Source organism: Gammaproteobacteria bacterium (ex Lamellibrachia satsuma) (genome assembly GCA_019623805.1).
Classification (GTDB): Bacteria; Pseudomonadota; Gammaproteobacteria; order Chromatiales; family Chromatiaceae; genus QGON01.
The window spans coordinates 3,094,354-3,109,376 of sequence record CP053680.1 but is presented as its reverse complement, the minus strand read 5'-3'; the positions used below and the strand labels follow the sequence as shown (position 1 = coordinate 3,109,376).

General features: G+C 56.1%; 15 protein-coding genes and 1 tRNA gene. All 16 read right to left on the bottom strand.

Features of this window, described 5'->3' with window-relative positions:
• Positions 1 to 6 precede the first annotated feature (6 nt).
• Positions 7 to 609 (bottom strand): NADH-quinone oxidoreductase subunit J, encoded by a 603-nt coding sequence (locus tag HPY30_13620; GenBank protein ID QYZ66934.1) that lies wholly within the window; start codon positions 607 to 609, stop codon positions 7 to 9.
• A gap of 36 nt (positions 610 to 645) precedes the next feature.
• Positions 646 to 1,134, bottom strand: coding sequence for an NADH-quinone oxidoreductase subunit NuoI (gene nuoI, locus HPY30_13615; protein QYZ66933.1), 489 nt, complete (start codon positions 1,132 to 1,134; stop codon positions 646 to 648).
• 13 nt (positions 1,135 to 1,147) lie between these two features.
• Positions 1,148 to 2,203, bottom strand: coding sequence for an NADH-quinone oxidoreductase subunit NuoH (gene nuoH, locus HPY30_13610; GenBank protein QYZ66932.1), 1,056 nt, complete (start codon positions 2,201 to 2,203; stop codon positions 1,148 to 1,150).
• A gap of 4 nt (positions 2,204 to 2,207) precedes the next feature.
• The gene (locus HPY30_13605) at positions 2,208 to 4,568 is read right to left on the bottom strand and encodes an NADH-quinone oxidoreductase subunit G (GenBank protein ID QYZ66931.1); all 2,361 of its coding nucleotides are present in this window, start codon (positions 4,566 to 4,568) and stop codon (positions 2,208 to 2,210) included.
• Between the two features lie 25 nt (positions 4,569 to 4,593).
• The gene (nuoF, locus tag HPY30_13600; GenBank protein QYZ66930.1) at positions 4,594 to 5,868 is read right to left on the bottom strand and encodes an NADH-quinone oxidoreductase subunit NuoF; all 1,275 of its coding nucleotides are present in this window, start codon (positions 5,866 to 5,868) and stop codon (positions 4,594 to 4,596) included.
• 5 nt (positions 5,869 to 5,873) lie between these two features.
• Entirely contained in the window at positions 5,874 to 6,380 is a 507-nt protein-coding gene (gene nuoE / locus HPY30_13595) for an NADH-quinone oxidoreductase subunit NuoE (GenBank protein ID QYZ66929.1), read from the bottom strand.
• A gap of 9 nt (positions 6,381 to 6,389) precedes the next feature.
• A complete protein-coding gene (locus tag HPY30_13590) occupies positions 6,390 to 7,643 on the bottom strand; it encodes an NADH-quinone oxidoreductase subunit D (GenBank protein QYZ66928.1) in 1,254 nt (417 codons plus the stop codon).
• The gene (locus tag HPY30_13585) at positions 7,636 to 8,358 is read right to left on the bottom strand and encodes an NADH-quinone oxidoreductase subunit C (protein QYZ66927.1); all 723 of its coding nucleotides are present in this window, start codon (positions 8,356 to 8,358) and stop codon (positions 7,636 to 7,638) included. The genes HPY30_13590 and HPY30_13585 overlap by 8 nt, the downstream gene beginning before the upstream one ends.
• A 9-nt stretch (positions 8,359 to 8,367) precedes the next feature.
• Positions 8,368 to 8,844: an NADH-quinone oxidoreductase subunit B gene (locus tag HPY30_13580; protein QYZ66926.1), complete on the bottom strand. Its 477-nt coding sequence runs from the start codon at positions 8,842 to 8,844 to the stop codon at positions 8,368 to 8,370.
• Positions 8,835 to 9,191, bottom strand: coding sequence for an NADH-quinone oxidoreductase subunit A (locus HPY30_13575; GenBank protein QYZ66925.1), 357 nt, complete (start codon positions 9,189 to 9,191; stop codon positions 8,835 to 8,837). Before HPY30_13575 ends, HPY30_13580 begins: the two co-directional genes overlap by 10 nt.
• A gap of 201 nt (positions 9,192 to 9,392) precedes the next feature.
• Positions 9,393 to 9,477: transfer RNA gene (locus HPY30_13570), tRNA-Leu, on the bottom strand.
• 17 nt (positions 9,478 to 9,494) lie between these two features.
• Positions 9,495 to 9,878 (bottom strand): preprotein translocase subunit SecG, encoded by a 384-nt coding sequence (gene secG, locus HPY30_13565; GenBank protein QYZ66924.1) that lies wholly within the window; start codon positions 9,876 to 9,878, stop codon positions 9,495 to 9,497.
• Between the two features lie 25 nt (positions 9,879 to 9,903).
• A complete protein-coding gene (locus HPY30_13560; protein ID QYZ66923.1) occupies positions 9,904 to 10,656 on the bottom strand; it encodes a triose-phosphate isomerase in 753 nt (250 codons plus the stop codon).
• A 109-nt stretch (positions 10,657 to 10,765) separates the two neighbouring features.
• The gene (gene glmM, locus HPY30_13555; protein QYZ66922.1) at positions 10,766 to 12,115 is read right to left on the bottom strand and encodes a phosphoglucosamine mutase; all 1,350 of its coding nucleotides are present in this window, start codon (positions 12,113 to 12,115) and stop codon (positions 10,766 to 10,768) included.
• Between the two features lie 18 nt (positions 12,116 to 12,133).
• Entirely contained in the window at positions 12,134 to 12,910 is a 777-nt protein-coding gene (gene folP / locus HPY30_13550; GenBank protein ID QYZ66921.1) for a dihydropteroate synthase, read from the bottom strand.
• A gap of 68 nt (positions 12,911 to 12,978) precedes the next feature.
• Entirely contained in the window at positions 12,979 to 14,898 is a 1,920-nt protein-coding gene (gene ftsH / locus HPY30_13545) for an ATP-dependent zinc metalloprotease FtsH (GenBank protein ID QYZ66920.1), read from the bottom strand.
• Positions 14,899 to 15,023 lie beyond the last annotated feature (125 nt).

Below are 15,023 nucleotides of genomic sequence, written 5' to 3'. Positions count from 1 at the left end.
CGGCTCCTAACCCTTTTCCGCTTCCATTTTGACCATGCGTACCCGATCAGCACGTTTGACCGCCACCTGTTCAGTGGGATTCTGATATTTTGTTTCCGGGCGTTTGCGCATGGTCAAACCAATAGCAGCGATAATCGCAACCAACAGGATCACCGCAGCGATCTCGAAGGGAAACATATAGACGGTGTAGAGCACACTGCCCAACTCTGCAGTATTGCTGTAATCAGCAGCATGTCTGGCCGGTGCAGCAAACTTTTCCAACCCGAAGTTCTGGGGTCCAACCACAAACACCAGTTCCGCCACCATTGCGAGCATCATCAACACACCCAGCGGCAGCACCTTCATAAAACCGGCCCGCAGTGTTGCCACGTCGATATCGAGCATCATCAGCACGAAGAGAAACAGCACCATCACCGCACCGACATAGACCAGTACCAGTGTTATGGCCAGGAATTCCGCTTCCGCCAGTAGCCAGATTCCGCTGCTGGCGACAAAAGCCAGGATGAGAAACAGCGCAGAGTGCACGGGATTACGCCGTGTAATCACCATGCTTGCGGAGGCAATCAACACGAATGCCAACACATAAAAGATAAACTTTTCGAAAGTCATCAGTTTTTCCAGCCAGTTAGCCTGTATTTATCCAAATCAGCGATGCTTCGCCTGTGCATCAAGGTCAGCGGCAATCTGGGATTCGTATTTATCCCCCATCGCCAGCAGTTTTGCCTTGGTCATCAGGCTGTCTTCACGATTTTCGAAGTGGTACTCGTAGAGTCGTGTCTCGACAATTGCATCCACGGGACAGGACTCCTGGCAGTAGCCGCAGAAGATACACTTGAAAAGATCGATATCATAGCGCGTAGTCCGACGGGAGCCGTCGTCACGAGGCTCTGCCTCAATAGTGATTGCCAGCGCCGGGCAGGTTGCTTCGCACAGTTTACAGGCGATGCAACGCTCTTCCCCATTCGGATAGCGGCGTTGCGCATGCAGACCGCGGAAGCGTGGCGATACCGGCGCCTTCTCTTCCGGGTACATAACCGTGAACTTGCGCTTGAACAGGTATCTGCCAGTCACGCTAAGCCCGCGGAACAACTCCAACAGGAACAGGCTCTTGAAATAGTTGGTCAGGGCGTTCATGCGTCAGAGCCTCTCAATCGAACCACCAGGGGAGCTGATAGACCACTGCCAGGCCTACTACGGCAATCCAAACAATGGTAATGGGTATGAACACCTTCCATCCGAGACGCATGATCTGATCATAACGATATCGGGGGAATGTGGCGCGCAACCAGAGGAACATGAAACCGAACAGCGCCGTTTTCATCACCAACCAGACAAAACCCGGCACCCAGTCAAACAGGGGACCAAGGACTGGCCAGCCTTCGAAAGGAGACAACCAGCCACCCAGGAACAGTACCGCTGTCAAGGCTGAGATCAGTATAATGTTGGCATACTCCGCAAGGAAAAAGACCGCGAAGGTCATGCCAGAATAATCAACATGGAAACCTGCGACGATCTCAGACTCACCCTCCGCCACATCAAAAGGGGCACGATTGGTCTCGGCCACACCGGAGATCACATAGACACCGAACAGCGGCAATAACGGCAACCAGAACCAGGAGAATAGCCCGCCCTGCTGGGCTCTGACGATGTCACCCAGATTCAGACTTCCCGCTGCGACCAACACGCCCACCAGGGCAAAACCCATGGCGATCTCATAGGCGACGATCTGCGCTGCAGAGCGCATGGCGCCGAGAAAGGCGTATTTCGAATTGGAGGCCCAACCAGCGATGATGACCCCATATACACCTACTGAGGTCAGCGCCAGGATATAGAGCAGTCCGGCGTTGATATCCGCCAGCACCAGCTCTTCATTGAATGGAAATACAGCCCAGGCTGCCAGTGCCGGACCCAAAACCAACGTTGGCGCAATCAGGAACAGCACTTTGTTTGCACTGGTCGGGATCACGATCTCCTTGAACATCAGTTTGACTGCGTCTGCAATGGGTTGCAGCCAGCCCTTCGGACCAACCCGGTTGGGGCCGACCCGCACCTGCATATAGCCGATGATCTTGCGCTCGGCATAGGTAAAGTAGGCCACGCAGAGCATCACCGGCGCCACGATAGCGACGATCTTGAGTAGGGTCCAGATCAGAGTCTGTAACCCAAGCGGCAGGGCTTCCCAGATGCTGATAAAAAAATCCATCGGTTTACGCCTTCTCCAGGGTCACTTCGCCAAACTGTGCACCGAGGGTCTCGGTGCCGGCCAGTCCGGCAGAGATTCGGACGCAACCGTCCGGAATGTTCACGTCGATCGAAACCGGCAGTGTTGCCTCTCTGCCATCCTGTGTCACAACTGCGGAGTCGCAATCGGCAAGGCCCGCTTTTTTGGCCTCCTCCGCGTTGATACAGATCGCAGCGGGCGCCGCATCCTTGGTCTGCTGCAGCGCACTTGCCCTGCGCACCAGGCTATCCATCGCGTAGGCTGGCACATCACCAATTCTGATCAGGCCATCGACGGCGCTCTGCAGATCGGAGCTCTCAGTCTTTCCAACACTGTTGTCCGGCATCACACCCTCACAGAGTGAAGCCAGTTCATCGCGAACCTGCTCAGATGAGGTGTATTCGCAATCCTCCTGATCCAGGAGGTTACCCAGCACCCGCAGGACTTTCCAGGCGGGCCTGGCTTCCCCCAGCGGTTTTACCGCGCCGCGGAAGCTCTGCCACTCACCTGCGGCATTGACATAGGTGCCCGAGGTCTCCGCGAATGCGGCTATCGGCAGCATAATGTCGGCAGCAGCTTCCAGGGCAGGGGAAGTATGTGTATTCAGCGCAACCACCAAATCCGCACTCTCCAGCGCACTCTGGGTCAAACCCGCATTCCAGAAATCATAACCAGGCTCGGCCCCAAGCAACAGATAACCCTTACGGGGCAGTTTCTGCAGCTTCATGACATCCAGCCCCTTCTCAGTTGCCGCTTTGGCGCCCGGCAGCAGATGGGGCAGTGCGCCGGCGAGACGGGCGCCGATACTGTTGGCCGCTTCTGCCAGAAAACCTAATGTAGCACCGCTCGCGTTTGCTACCGCAGATGCCAGCGCACAGAGTATTGAGTAGTCGGGATGGGCCGCCGCGATATTTCCCAGCATCACTGCTGCGTTATCCGCATTTTTCAGGGCGCTTGCAATGGCTTTTGCATCATCGTCAGCAACCACTTTATCGATGACCTTGGCCGCAGCCCCCTCACCCGCCGCCCCCAATGCCTTGGCAACTGCGGCCAGGCTTTGCACCATGCCCGCAGGGGTGGTTACCTGCTGGCCGGCAGCATAATTCAGTTCCAACTGCAGCGGATTGATGAAATGCAACTTGGCACCACCCACTGCCGCCTTGCGCAGATTGTGCGCCAGGATCGGCTGCTCCTTGCGGGTATTGGAGCCCACCAGCAGCGCCGCATTCAAACCCTCTATCTCAGTTATCTTCAAACCGAGCCAGCTAAAGGCCGGTTCCGCGCCATCCAAACGAAAGTCGCCCTGACGGAGACGGTAGTCAATATTGTTGCTGCCCAGCCCCCGAGTCACCTTCTGTGCAAGGTAGAGTTCTTCGAGAGTCGACGAGGGAGATACCAAAGTGGCAATCTGCTCCCCTTCACCGATCTCCTGCAGCCCTGCGGCTACCATATCCAGCGCCACTTCCCAGGTCACATCCTGCCATTCGCCGCTCTGCTTGATCTTCGGCACGATCAGACGGTCATCGCTGTAGAGACCCTGATAGCTGAAACGGTCCCGGTCGGAGATCCAGCACTCATTAATCGACTCGTTATCCTTGGGCGCTACCCGCATTACCTTGTTACTGCGCAGATGGAGATGCAGATTGGAACCGACGGAGTCGTGTGGCGCCACACCCTCGACCTGGGTCAACTCCCAGGCACGGGCCTGGAAACGAAATGGCTTGGAGGTCAAAGCCCCCACCGGGCAGAGATCTATGATATTGCCTGAAAGCTCGGAGTCGATGCTCTTTTCAACGTAGGTGCCGATCACCATGTGTTCACCACGGCCTGTGGCGCCCATCTCCCGGATGCCGGCGATCTCCTCACCGAAACGGATGCAGCGTGTACAGTGGATGCAGCGGGTCATCTCGGTGGCAATCAACGGACCGATGTTCTTAGCAGGCACCACACGTTTGCCTTCCACAAAACGGGAGACATCGCTGCCACAGGAGACAGCCACATCCTGCAGCTCACACTCGCCGCCCTGATCACAGATCGGGCAGTCAAGCGGATGGTTGATGAGCAGGAACTCCATGGTGCCTTTCTGTGCAGCGAGCGCCAGCGGCGAGCGGGTAAACACCTTCATCCCCTCCATCACCGGCGTGGCGCAGGCGGGCAGCGGCTTGGGCGCATTTTTCACTTCGACGAGGCATTGACGACAGCTGGCGGAGATGGAGAGTTTTTTGTGATAGCAGAAACGGGGAATATTGATACCCGCCTCATCGGTTACTTCGATGAGCATGGCCCCGGCCTTTGCTTTCAGCTCCTGGCCGTTGATTTCGATGGTTACCATGGAATCCTGAGTCATCGTCGTATTTCGTCTCTACTGACCTTTAACCCGCACCGACCAGACACTTTTTGTGGTCGATGTGGTATTGGAATTCATCCCGGAAGTGCTTGAGCATACCAGCCACAGGTCCCGCGGCTGCATCACCCAATGCGCAGATTGTACGACCGCTGATTCTGGCAGCCACGTCATTGAGCAGATCCAGATCCTCCTGGCGACCCTGGCCGTTTTCGATACGGCTCACCACGCGATAGAGCCAGCCGGTACCCTCGCGGCAGGGGGTACACTGGCCACAGGACTCTTCATGGTAGAAGTAGGACATACGCTCAAGCACCTTGACCATGCAGTTGGTATCGTCAAGCACGATCACCGCACCGGATCCCAGCATGGACCCCGCTCCAGCGATAGCATCGTAATCCATGGTCAGATCCATCATCTGCTCGCCGGGAATGACCGGCGCGGAGGAACCGCCCGGAATAACCGCCTTGAGCTTGCGTCCACCCTTCACGCCACCAGCCATCTCCAGCAACTCAGAGAAAGGTGTACCCATGGGGATCTCAAACACGCCCGGATTATTCAGATTGCCGGAGATCGAGAAGAGCTTGGACCCCCCGCTGTTCTTGACACCGATATCGGCAAACCAGAGTCCGCCCTCTTTCAGGATCATCGGGATGGAGGCAAGGGATTCTGTGTTGTTGATGATCGTCGGACGGCCATAGAGGCCGAAATGGGCTGGGAACGGCGGTTTGAAGCGGGGCTGCCCCTTCTTGCCTTCGATCGACTCCAGCAGGGCCGTCTCCTCACCACAGACATAGGCACCACCACCAAGATGGGCGTGCAACTCAAAATCGAAACCGGAACCCAGCAGATTTTCACCCAGGAAACCAGCCTCGCGGGCCTCTTTCAGAGCCGCCTCGAAACGCTCGTAGGGTTCCCAGAACTCGCCGCGAATGTAGTTGTAGCCCTGGGTCGCGCCTATCGCATATCCGGCGATAATCATGCCTTCAACCAGCTGGTGCGGATTGTAGCGCAGGATATCGCGATCCTTGAAAGTACCCGGCTCACCCTCGTCCGAGTTGCAGACCACATACTTCTCTCCCGGGGCGTTACGGGAGATGAAACTCCACTTCAGACCAGTGGGAAAACCGGCGCCGCCACGACCGCGCAAACCGGACTTTTTCACCTCTTCGATGATCTCTTCCGGTGGAGTCTTCTCTTTCAGAATCCTGGTCAGCATCTCATAGCCACCCCGGCTCTGATACTGCTCGAGCAGCCAGGGACGATCCAGATCCAGAGTACGCAAACAGACTTCATTCACCATCCGTCTTACTCCAGTCCTTCCAGGATCGAATCGATGATCTCTGGTGTCAGGTTTTCGTAATATTGCTTGCCAATCTGCATCATCGGCGCACCGCCACAGGCCCCCAGACACTCGACCTCTTTGAGGGTAAAGCGACCATCTTCCGTGGTCTGGCCCAGCTTGATACCCAACCGATCCTCCAGATGATCAACAACCCGGTCGGAATTGTTAATCATGCAGGAGACATTGGTGCAGATGCAGATCTTGTGCTTGCCGACCGGCTTCAACTCGTACATCGAGTAGAAGGTAGCCACTTCGTAGACCGCTATCGGCGCCATATCGAGATAGGCCGCCACATCGTTCATCAGCTCGGTGGTCAGCCAGCCGCCATTGGCGTCCTGGATGATACGCAGTGCCGCCATCACCGCCGACTGCTTCCAGTCTGCAGGGTATTTGGCAACCCACCGGTCGATCTCTTCCCGAATCTCGGTGGAGAAAATTTCCGCTTTGTTATTCACTTCTATCGTGTTCATCTCAGTGCTCTAGCGGTCAATCTCACCAAATACCACATCCATGGTGCCGATCACGGCTACCACATCGGCAAGCATATGACCCTTGACCATCTCATCCATCGCAGCCATGTGGGGAAAACCGGGAGCGCGGATCTTCAGTCGGTAAGGCTTGTTGGCCCCGTCGGAGATGATGTAGCAACCGAACTCACCCTTGGGTGCCTCCACTGCGGCGTAGACTTCGCCGGGCGGGGTGCAGTAACCTTCTGTGAAGAGTTTGAAATGGTGAATCAGACTCTCCATATCGCCCTTCATGTCGGCCCGCAGCGGCGGAGCGACCTTGTGGTCATTCGCCATCACCGGGCCGGGATTGTTGCGCAGCCACTCGACGCATTGTTTGATGATCCGGTTGGACTGACGCAACTCCTCGATACGCACCAGGTAGCGATCATAAGAGTCGCCTTCGACGCCCACCGGGATATCAAAATCGATCTTATCGTAAGCGGCGTAGGACTGTTTTTTGCGTAGATCCCATTCGATGCCGGAACCACGCAGCATCGGGCCGGTAAAACCCAACTGCAGGGCACGTTTCGGGGAGACGACGCCAATGCCGACTGTGCGCTGCTTCCAGATCCGGTTATCGGTCAGCAGCGTCTCATACTCATCGACGCAGGCTGGGAAACGATTGGCGAAATCCTCGATAAAATCGAGCAGGGAACCGTGACGGGCATCGTTGCGCCGCTCGGCATCACGCCCCGTCACCCACTGGCTCTGCTGGTACTGAGGCATCTGCTCCGGCAGATCACGATAGACGCCGCCGGGCCGATAGTAAGCTGCGTGCATACGCGCGCCTGAAACCGCCTCGTAGCAGTCCATCAGGTCCTCACGTTCACGGAAGGCGTAGAGAAAAACCGTCATCGCACCAACGTCGAGCGCATGGGTCCCCAGCCACATCAGGTGGTTCAGGATACGGGTGATCTCGTCGAACATAGTGCGGATGTATTGGGCACGCTCCGGCACCTCCACATCCAACAGTTTTTCGATTGCCCGCACATAGCCGTGCTCACTACACATCATGGAGACGTAGTCGAGACGATCCATGTAGGGAATGCTTTGGTTGTAAGGTTTGGTCTCAGCCAGTTTCTCTGTCGCCCGATGCAGCAGGCCGACATGCGGGTCGGCGCGCTCGATAACCTCGCCGTCCATCTCCAGTACCAGACGCAAAACGCCGTGCGCGGCGGGATGCTGCGGTCCGAAGTTCAGGGTGTAATTACGAATCTCAGGCATCGCTGGAATCCTGCTGTTCTGACGCTTCCGGGAGGTCTTGATCGTTGCCGCGGATAACACGGGGAACCAGCGTGCGCCCCTCCATACTTACCGGCTCATAGATGACACGAGCCTGCTCCGGATCGTAGCGCATCTCCACCTGACCGATAAGCGGAAAGTCCTTGCGAAAGGGGTGACCGATAAAACCGTAATCGGTAAGTATGCGGCGCAGATCGGGATGCCCTTCAAACAGGATACCGTAGAGATCGAAGGCCTCTCGCTCGAACCAGTTGGCACAATTCCAGATACCCACCACTGAGGCGACAATCGGGTGTGTCGTATCCACGAATACACGCAGCCGCAAACGCATGTTGTTTTTCACGGAGAGCAGATGATAGACCGCTGCAAAGCGCTTCTCCGCTTCGAGATCAAATACCCTGTCAGACTCCACCACGCCACGTCCAAAGCCGGTTGATGAGGCCGTGGTCACATCCCACTCCGCCACACCATAGGCAGAGTAATCGACGCCACAGACATCGATCACCTCTTCAAAGGAAAAAGCCTCATCGTCCCGAAGGATCTCCCCAATCTCCAGGAGATGATCACGGGGCACGATCAGCGTGACTTCGCCGAAACCCTGCTCAACCTCGCAACCCAAGTCGGCAAATCGTCCGCTCAGGTCGTCTGCCAGGGTCGTCATTCTTGCTTCCAGGGGAGTCTGCGCGCTATCACTCATTCAATTCACCTATCGCGCAATCGTGCTGGTGCGGCGAATCTTGTCCTGCAACTGCAGAACACCATACAGCAGCGCCTCCGCAGTGGGCGGGCATCCCGGCACATAGATATCGACCGGCACTACGCGATCACAACCGCGCACCACCGCATAGGAGTAGTGGTAGTAACCGCCGCCGTTGGCACAGGAACCCATGGAGATCACCCAGCGAGGCTCTGCCATCTGATCGTAGACCTTGCGCAGAGCCGGGGCCATCTTATTGACCAGGGTACCGGCCACGATCATCACATCTGACTGCCGTGGACTGGGACGGAAGATGATTCCGAAGCGATCCATGTCGTAGCGAGCCGCAGCAGCGTGCATCATCTCCACGGCACAGCAGGCCAGGCCAAAAGTCATGGGCCAGAGAGACCCGGTACGCGCCCAGTTGATCAGCTTGTCGGCGGAAGTGGTGATAACACCCTTCTCGAGAAGACCTTCTACTCCCATTCAAGTGCCCCTTTCTTCCACTCGTAGATAAAGCCGATAACCAAAATACCGAGAAAGACCATCATTGCGACGAAACCCACCATTCCGAGTTCGCCCAAAACGACAGCCCAGGGAAAGAGGAAGGCAATCTCAAGATCAAAGATAATAAAGAGGATGGCAACGAGGTAGTAACGAACGTCAAACTTCATGCGGGCATCTTCGAAGGCCTCAAAGCCGCACTCGTAAGGCGAGAGCTTCTCCGCATCAGGCTTTCGGGTTCCAAGCAGAAACCCCATACCGATAACCACGACCCCCAGAACAAAGGCCACAGCCAGAAAAATCAGGATAGGTAGATAATTTTCGAGCATTGTTATGTCGCCCCCCTCAGAACGATCATAATTATCGCCAAAGCGAACTCTTTTATTTATTAACGCGAAAGTTTAGAGCAGCACCCAATTCATGTCAAGTCGCATACAGCCGAATAAACTGATATTTATCAATAAGTTATTCTATTTTTTTCAGGCATAAAAAAACGGCATCACCCGATTATGGACGATACCGTTCATTAATGGTGCCGATGGCCGGACTTGAACCGGCACGGCTTACGCCACTACCCCCTCAAGATAGCGTGTCTACCAATTCCACCACATCGGCAATTAAATCGTTGGATATTACTCTTTCACTTCTGGTTCAGGCGCTCTTGCCGGAACGTCCTGCCCAGGCGCAGGGATCACAGGCACGTCAGAATTGATCGTTTCTGCAGCGGGAACCGCCGTCTCCACCTGCTCAGTCTGCATCGACTCCATAAGCCCCTGCGGCTGTCGACTCTGAGTGGCGAAGTAAGCCAGCGCCATACTGGTGATGAAAAAGAGCGCCGCCAGTGCTGCGGTGGCCCGCGACAGGAATGAGGCTGAACCCTGCGCACCAAACACGGTCGCAGAGGCACCACTGCCGAATGCCGCACCGGCATCCGCACCCTTACCGTGCTGAATCAGAATCAGTCCGACCAGGCCCAGTGCCAGAAAGAGGTGAAATACAACAAGAATCGTCTGCATGAAACTTTTCGCTGCCTATCAGAATTTAGTTTGCGGCGGTACAGATGCCAAGAAAATCCGCCGCCTTGAGTGAAGCACCGCCTATCAGACCACCATCGATATCGGGTTTGCCGATCAACTCCCTGGCGTTATCCGGCTTCATGGAACCGCCATAGAGGATACGCAGTCCTTCTGCCACTTCCCCGCTCTTCTCAGCCACGCGACCACGGATAAAAGCATGTACATCCTGTGCCTGTTCCGGGGTCGCCGTCTTACCAGTACCGATTGCCCAAACCGGCTCGTAAGCGACAACGCCATCAGCCAGCGCCTCGACGCCTTCAAGTTCGATCACCGCATTCAGCTGGCGCGCGCACACATCCTCGGTAATGCCCTGCTCGCGCTCTTCGAGGGTCTCCCCGATGCATAGAATGGGAACCAAGCCGGCCGCACGCGCGGCGGCGTACTTCTTTGCCACCAACTCGTCGCTCTCCCCATGATAGGTACGGCGCTCAGAGTGACCGACAATGACATACTTGCAGGAAAAGTCGTTCAACATGGAAGCTGCTATCTCACCCGTGAAGGCTCCAGATGTCTCGACAGAGAGATCCTGGCCACCCCAGGCAATCACAGAACCCGAGAGTTGTTCCTGAACCTGCGGAATGAACACAGCAGGGGGACAAACTGCCATTTCAGCATTTTTGACTTCACCCGCACCGGCCCTGAGACCTTCGAGCAGTTCGCGAACGCTCTCGATGGAACCATTCATCTTCCAGTTTCCGGCTACCAGCGGCCTACGCATGTCAAAACTCCTGCTGAACGAACAAAGCGGACTAGCTTAACGGGCAACGCGCCTGAAATCAATGGCGGATAAGCTATTTAATCTCCAGCCATCTACGCAGAGACCATACTCAATCCACTGTGACCAGTCCCCGCACCACATCCGCGAGCTGCTCCGTCAGCCGGTCGACCTGCTCCATATCATTTCCCTCAAGCATGACCCGGATCAACGGCTCAGTACCGGAAGGCCGCAACAGCACCCGGCCACTACGTCCCAGCTCCGTTTCCACATCATGCACGGCATTGGTCACCTCGCCCGAGGCCATTACATCGGCTGGTGTCATATCTCCAAGCTTTATGTTGACCAGTTTTTGGGGATATTTCGTCATACCGGCCGCCAGTTCCCGTAGAGGCTGACCGGATAGTTGAACCTCCGCCAGTACTTGCAGCGCAGAGATTATGCCATCTCCAGTGGTAGTCCGGTCGAGGCAGATGATGTGACCGGACTGCTCACCACCGAGATTCCAGCCTTTTTCAGTCAGGCGTTCCATGATGTAACGATCCCCCACCTGGGTCCGCTCCAGCACCACACCCTGCTCGCGTAACGCAATCTCCAGCCCCAAATTACTCATCAGGGTGCCAATCACCGCCCCTTTCAGGGTTCCCTTCCGCATGCGGGAACTGGCGATAATGAAGAGAATCTCATCACCATCGACCTCTTCCCCCCGGTCATCCACCATAATCAACCGATCACCGTCGCCATCGAAGGCGACACCAAGGTCAGCCTTGTGTTCCAACACAGCTGCCTTAAGGTGCTCAGGATGGGTGGAGCCCACGCCGTCATTGATATTCAATCCGTCAGGCTGCACACCGATTGCCACTACGTCTGCACCCAACTCGTCTAACACATAGGGGGCGATGTTGTAGGTAGCGCCGTGGGCACAGTCGACCACGATCTTCATGCCCCTGAAGCTCAGGCTCATGGGAATCGTGCTCTTGCAGAACTCGATGTACCGTCCCTCGCCGTCATCCAGGCGGTAGGCTTTGCCGAGACTGGCAGAATCAACCGTCGTGATCTCTTTGTCCAGCTCTTGTTCTATGGTGGTTTCAACATCATCAGGCAGCTTGGTACCCTGGGCGGAAAAAAACTTGATGCCGTTGTCGTGGAATGGATTGTGAGAGGCGCTGATCACGATTCCCGCCTGGGCATGCAGGGTTCGGGTGAGATAGGCGATACCTGGGGTCGGCATGGGCCCCAACAGCTTGATGTTGACTCCGGCAGCCGACAAGCCTGCCTCAAGCGCTGACTCTAAAAGATAACCGGAGATGCGGGTATCTTTACCGATCAGCACACTGCTATTGCCCCCACCACCCAGGACACGACCAGCAGCCCAACCGAGCTTGAGCACAAACCCCGGAGTTATCGCACCCTGACCGACCAATCCGCGAATACCGTCTGTACCAAAATATTTGCGTTCCACCCTACTCTCCTTTTTCGGTTATTCCATCACTGCAGCAGCAACCTGCAGCGCATCAACCGTTGCTTTTACATCGTGTGCGCGAATGATCGACGCCCCCTGAGTGGCAGCCAAAACGGCTGCTGCAACGCTGCCGTACAACCGCTGATCCACCGGCGCATCACCAAGCAACGCGCCAATCATCGATTTGCGCGAGATGCCTACCAACAGCGGCACCGACAACGCAGAAAATTCCGACAGATTCTTCAATAGGGCAAGATTATGCGCCAGGGTCTTGCCGAAACCAAACCCAGGATCCAGCAATAGTCGCTCAAGGGGGATACCTGCACTGCGGCAGGCTTTGATGCGTTCAGAGAAAAAATCACGCACATCGGCCACAACATCAGCATACTCCGGCGCCGCCTGCATGGTGCGTGGCTCACCCCGCATGTGCATCAGGCAGACCGGCACCGCCAACTCAGCTGCCGTTTCAAGCGCACCTTCCGCCTGTAAAGCCTGCACGTCATTGATCAGTCCGGCGCCGGCCGCAACCGCTTCACGCATCACCGCCGGCTTGCTGGTATCGATGGAAATGGGAACGTCGAGCTCCCGACTGAGCCGCTCTATCAGCGGCACAACCCGGTCGATCTCTTGCCCTTCGGATACGGGACTGGCGCCGGGCCGGGTGGATTCACCGCCGATATCAACCATCGCAGCCCCCGCCTCCACCATGCCGACAGCATGTCTCAGCGCTGGATCGGATCGAGTGAAACGACCACCGTCAGAGAAAGAGTCCGGGGTAATGTTAAGGATGCCCATGACCCGGGGGGTCCCCAGGTCAACGGGTTTGCCTGCACAATCAATAATCAACGGGAACGGCTGAAGGATCAGTGCTGGTTGGCGGGGTTTCCAATAGTATCCGAGGAACCGTCTGAAGCAGGCGCCTCGCCAGAAGGTTTTTCCGAATCATCCGAGTCGGACTCATCCCAATCTGCTGGGGGACGAGGTTTTTTGCCCGCCATGATGTCGTCGATCTGGTCAGAATCGATGGTTTCGTACTTGATCAGCGCCTCAGCCATGATGTGCAGCTTATCGAGATTGTCCTTCAGAATCTGATCGGAACGCTGGTAGTTGCGGTCAATGAAACCGCGGATCTCCTCATCGATGACATGTGCGGTATCGTCAGAGACATTTTTGTGCTGAGTGACGGATCGGCCGAGAAAAACCTCCTCCTCCTCCTCTCCGTAGAGCAATGGACCAAGGCGCTCGGAGAGCCCCCATTTGGTCACCATGTTGCGAGCGATTTCAGTTGCCCGCTTGATATCGTTGGAGGCGCCGGTGGTCACCTTGTCGATGCCGAAAATCAGTTCTTCGGCGATGCGACCGCCAAACAGGCTGGAGATCTGGCTCTCAAGAAGCTCCTTGCTGTAGCTGTAACGATCCTCCTCCGGCAGAAACATGGTCACGCCGAGCGCCCGTCCACGGGGGATGATACTGACCTTGTAGACAGGATCATGAGATGGCACCGAACGCCCAACGATGGCGTGGCCTGCCTCATGATAGGCAGTGAGTTTCTTCTCATCATCATTCATAACCATGGAGCGCCGCTCGGCACCCATCATGATCTTGTCCTTCGCTTTCTCCATGTCCACCATCTCCACCAGGGTTTTGCTGGTGCGGGCGGCAAAAAGCGCCGCTTCATTGACGAGATTGGCCAGATCTGCGCCGGAGAAGCCAGGTGTGCCACGGGCAATGATAGAGGGTTTTACATCATCATCAGCTGCCACCTTGCGCAAGTGAACCTTGAGGATCAGCTCACGTCCCCGCACGTCCGGCAGGGGTACAACAATCTGACGGTCGAAACGACCGGGACGCAGCAGCGCCGGATCCAGCACATCGGGGCGGTTGGTGGCAGCGATCACGATAACGCCTTCGTTACCTTCGAAGCCGTCCATCTCCACCAGCAGCTGGTTCAGTGTCTGTTCACGTTCGTCATGACCACCACCGAGACCCGCACCGCGATGACGGCCTACTGCGTCGATCTCGTCGATGAAAATGATGCAGGGCGCGTGTTTCTTCGCCTGCTCGAACATATCGCGCACACGGGATGCGCCGACACCCACGAACATCTCCACGAAGTCGGAACCGGAGATGGTAAAGAAAGGCACCCTGGCTTCACCGGCAATGGCGCGAGCCAATAGGGTCTTACCGGTACCCGGCGAGCCCACCATCAGTGCGCCACGGGGAATCTTGCCGCCAAGTTTCTGGAATTTGGAGGGATCTCGTAGAAAATCCACCATCTCGGAGACTTCTTCCTTCGCCTCTTCGACACCGGCCACATCGCTGAATGTCACCTTCACCTGGTCCTCGCTGAGCATACGCGCCTTGCTCTTTCCGAAGGACATGGCGCCACGGCCGCCGCCGCCGCCCTGCATCTGACGCATGAAGAAGATCCACAGGCCGATAAGCACGAACAGGGGGAACCAGTTGATGAGGATATTCATCAGCAACGAGGGTTTCTCAGGCGGCGTGGCCACAATCTCAACATTGTTGTTGAGCAGGTCGCTCACCAGGCCATCGTCGCCGGGACTGTAGGTGGAGAAATGCTGCCCGGAACTCAGGGTGCCATCAATGGTGCGCCCATTGATGGTGACATCTTTCACTGCGCCGGACTTAACATCACCGATAAACTCAGAGTAGCTTTTCGGCTGGGCCTTGGTCTCGGTGGTGGTGAAATTGTTGAAAACCGTCATCAATACAACGGCGATCACCACCCAAAGAATCAGATTCTTTGCCATATCGTTCAAACTTCTTTCCTCTCAAATTATCCCGGCAGCTAAAAATATCTTTTTACATCAACTAATTAGCAAGAAAAAGACCACCGTCATCAAACTATTTCAGCACCGTAACCAAAGGGATACCTGGAATTTTG

Coding starts and splice junctions, on each gene's coding strand:
- secG (QYZ66924.1), bottom strand. CDS start 9,878: ATGCAGACGATTCTTGTTGTATTTCACCTCTTTCTGGCACTGGGCCTG.
- HPY30_13580 (QYZ66926.1), bottom strand. CDS start 8,844: ATGGGAGTAGAAGGTCTTCTCGAGAAGGGTGTTATCACCACTTCCGCC.
- HPY30_13605 (QYZ66931.1), bottom strand. CDS start 4,568: ATGACTCAGGATTCCATGGTAACCATCGAAATCAACGGCCAGGAGCTG.
- HPY30_13560 (QYZ66923.1), bottom strand. CDS start 10,656: ATGCGTAGGCCGCTGGTAGCCGGAAACTGGAAGATGAATGGTTCCATC.
- HPY30_13575 (QYZ66925.1), bottom strand. CDS start 9,191: ATGCTCGAAAATTATCTACCTATCCTGATTTTTCTGGCTGTGGCCTTT.
- HPY30_13620 (QYZ66934.1), bottom strand. CDS start 609: ATGACTTTCGAAAAGTTTATCTTTTATGTGTTGGCATTCGTGTTGATT.
- nuoF (QYZ66930.1), bottom strand. CDS start 5,868: ATGGTGAATGAAGTCTGTTTGCGTACTCTGGATCTGGATCGTCCCTGG.
- HPY30_13585 (QYZ66927.1), bottom strand. CDS start 8,358: ATGAGTGATAGCGCGCAGACTCCCCTGGAAGCAAGAATGACGACCCTG.
- nuoH (QYZ66932.1), bottom strand. CDS start 2,203: ATGGATTTTTTTATCAGCATCTGGGAAGCCCTGCCGCTTGGGTTACAG.
- nuoE (QYZ66929.1), bottom strand. CDS start 6,380: ATGAACACGATAGAAGTGAATAACAAAGCGGAAATTTTCTCCACCGAG.
- HPY30_13590 (QYZ66928.1), bottom strand. CDS start 7,643: ATGCCTGAGATTCGTAATTACACCCTGAACTTCGGACCGCAGCATCCC.
- nuoI (QYZ66933.1), bottom strand. CDS start 1,134: ATGAACGCCCTGACCAACTATTTCAAGAGCCTGTTCCTGTTGGAGTTG.
- folP (QYZ66921.1), bottom strand. CDS start 12,910: ATGGGCATCCTTAACATTACCCCGGACTCTTTCTCTGACGGTGGTCGT.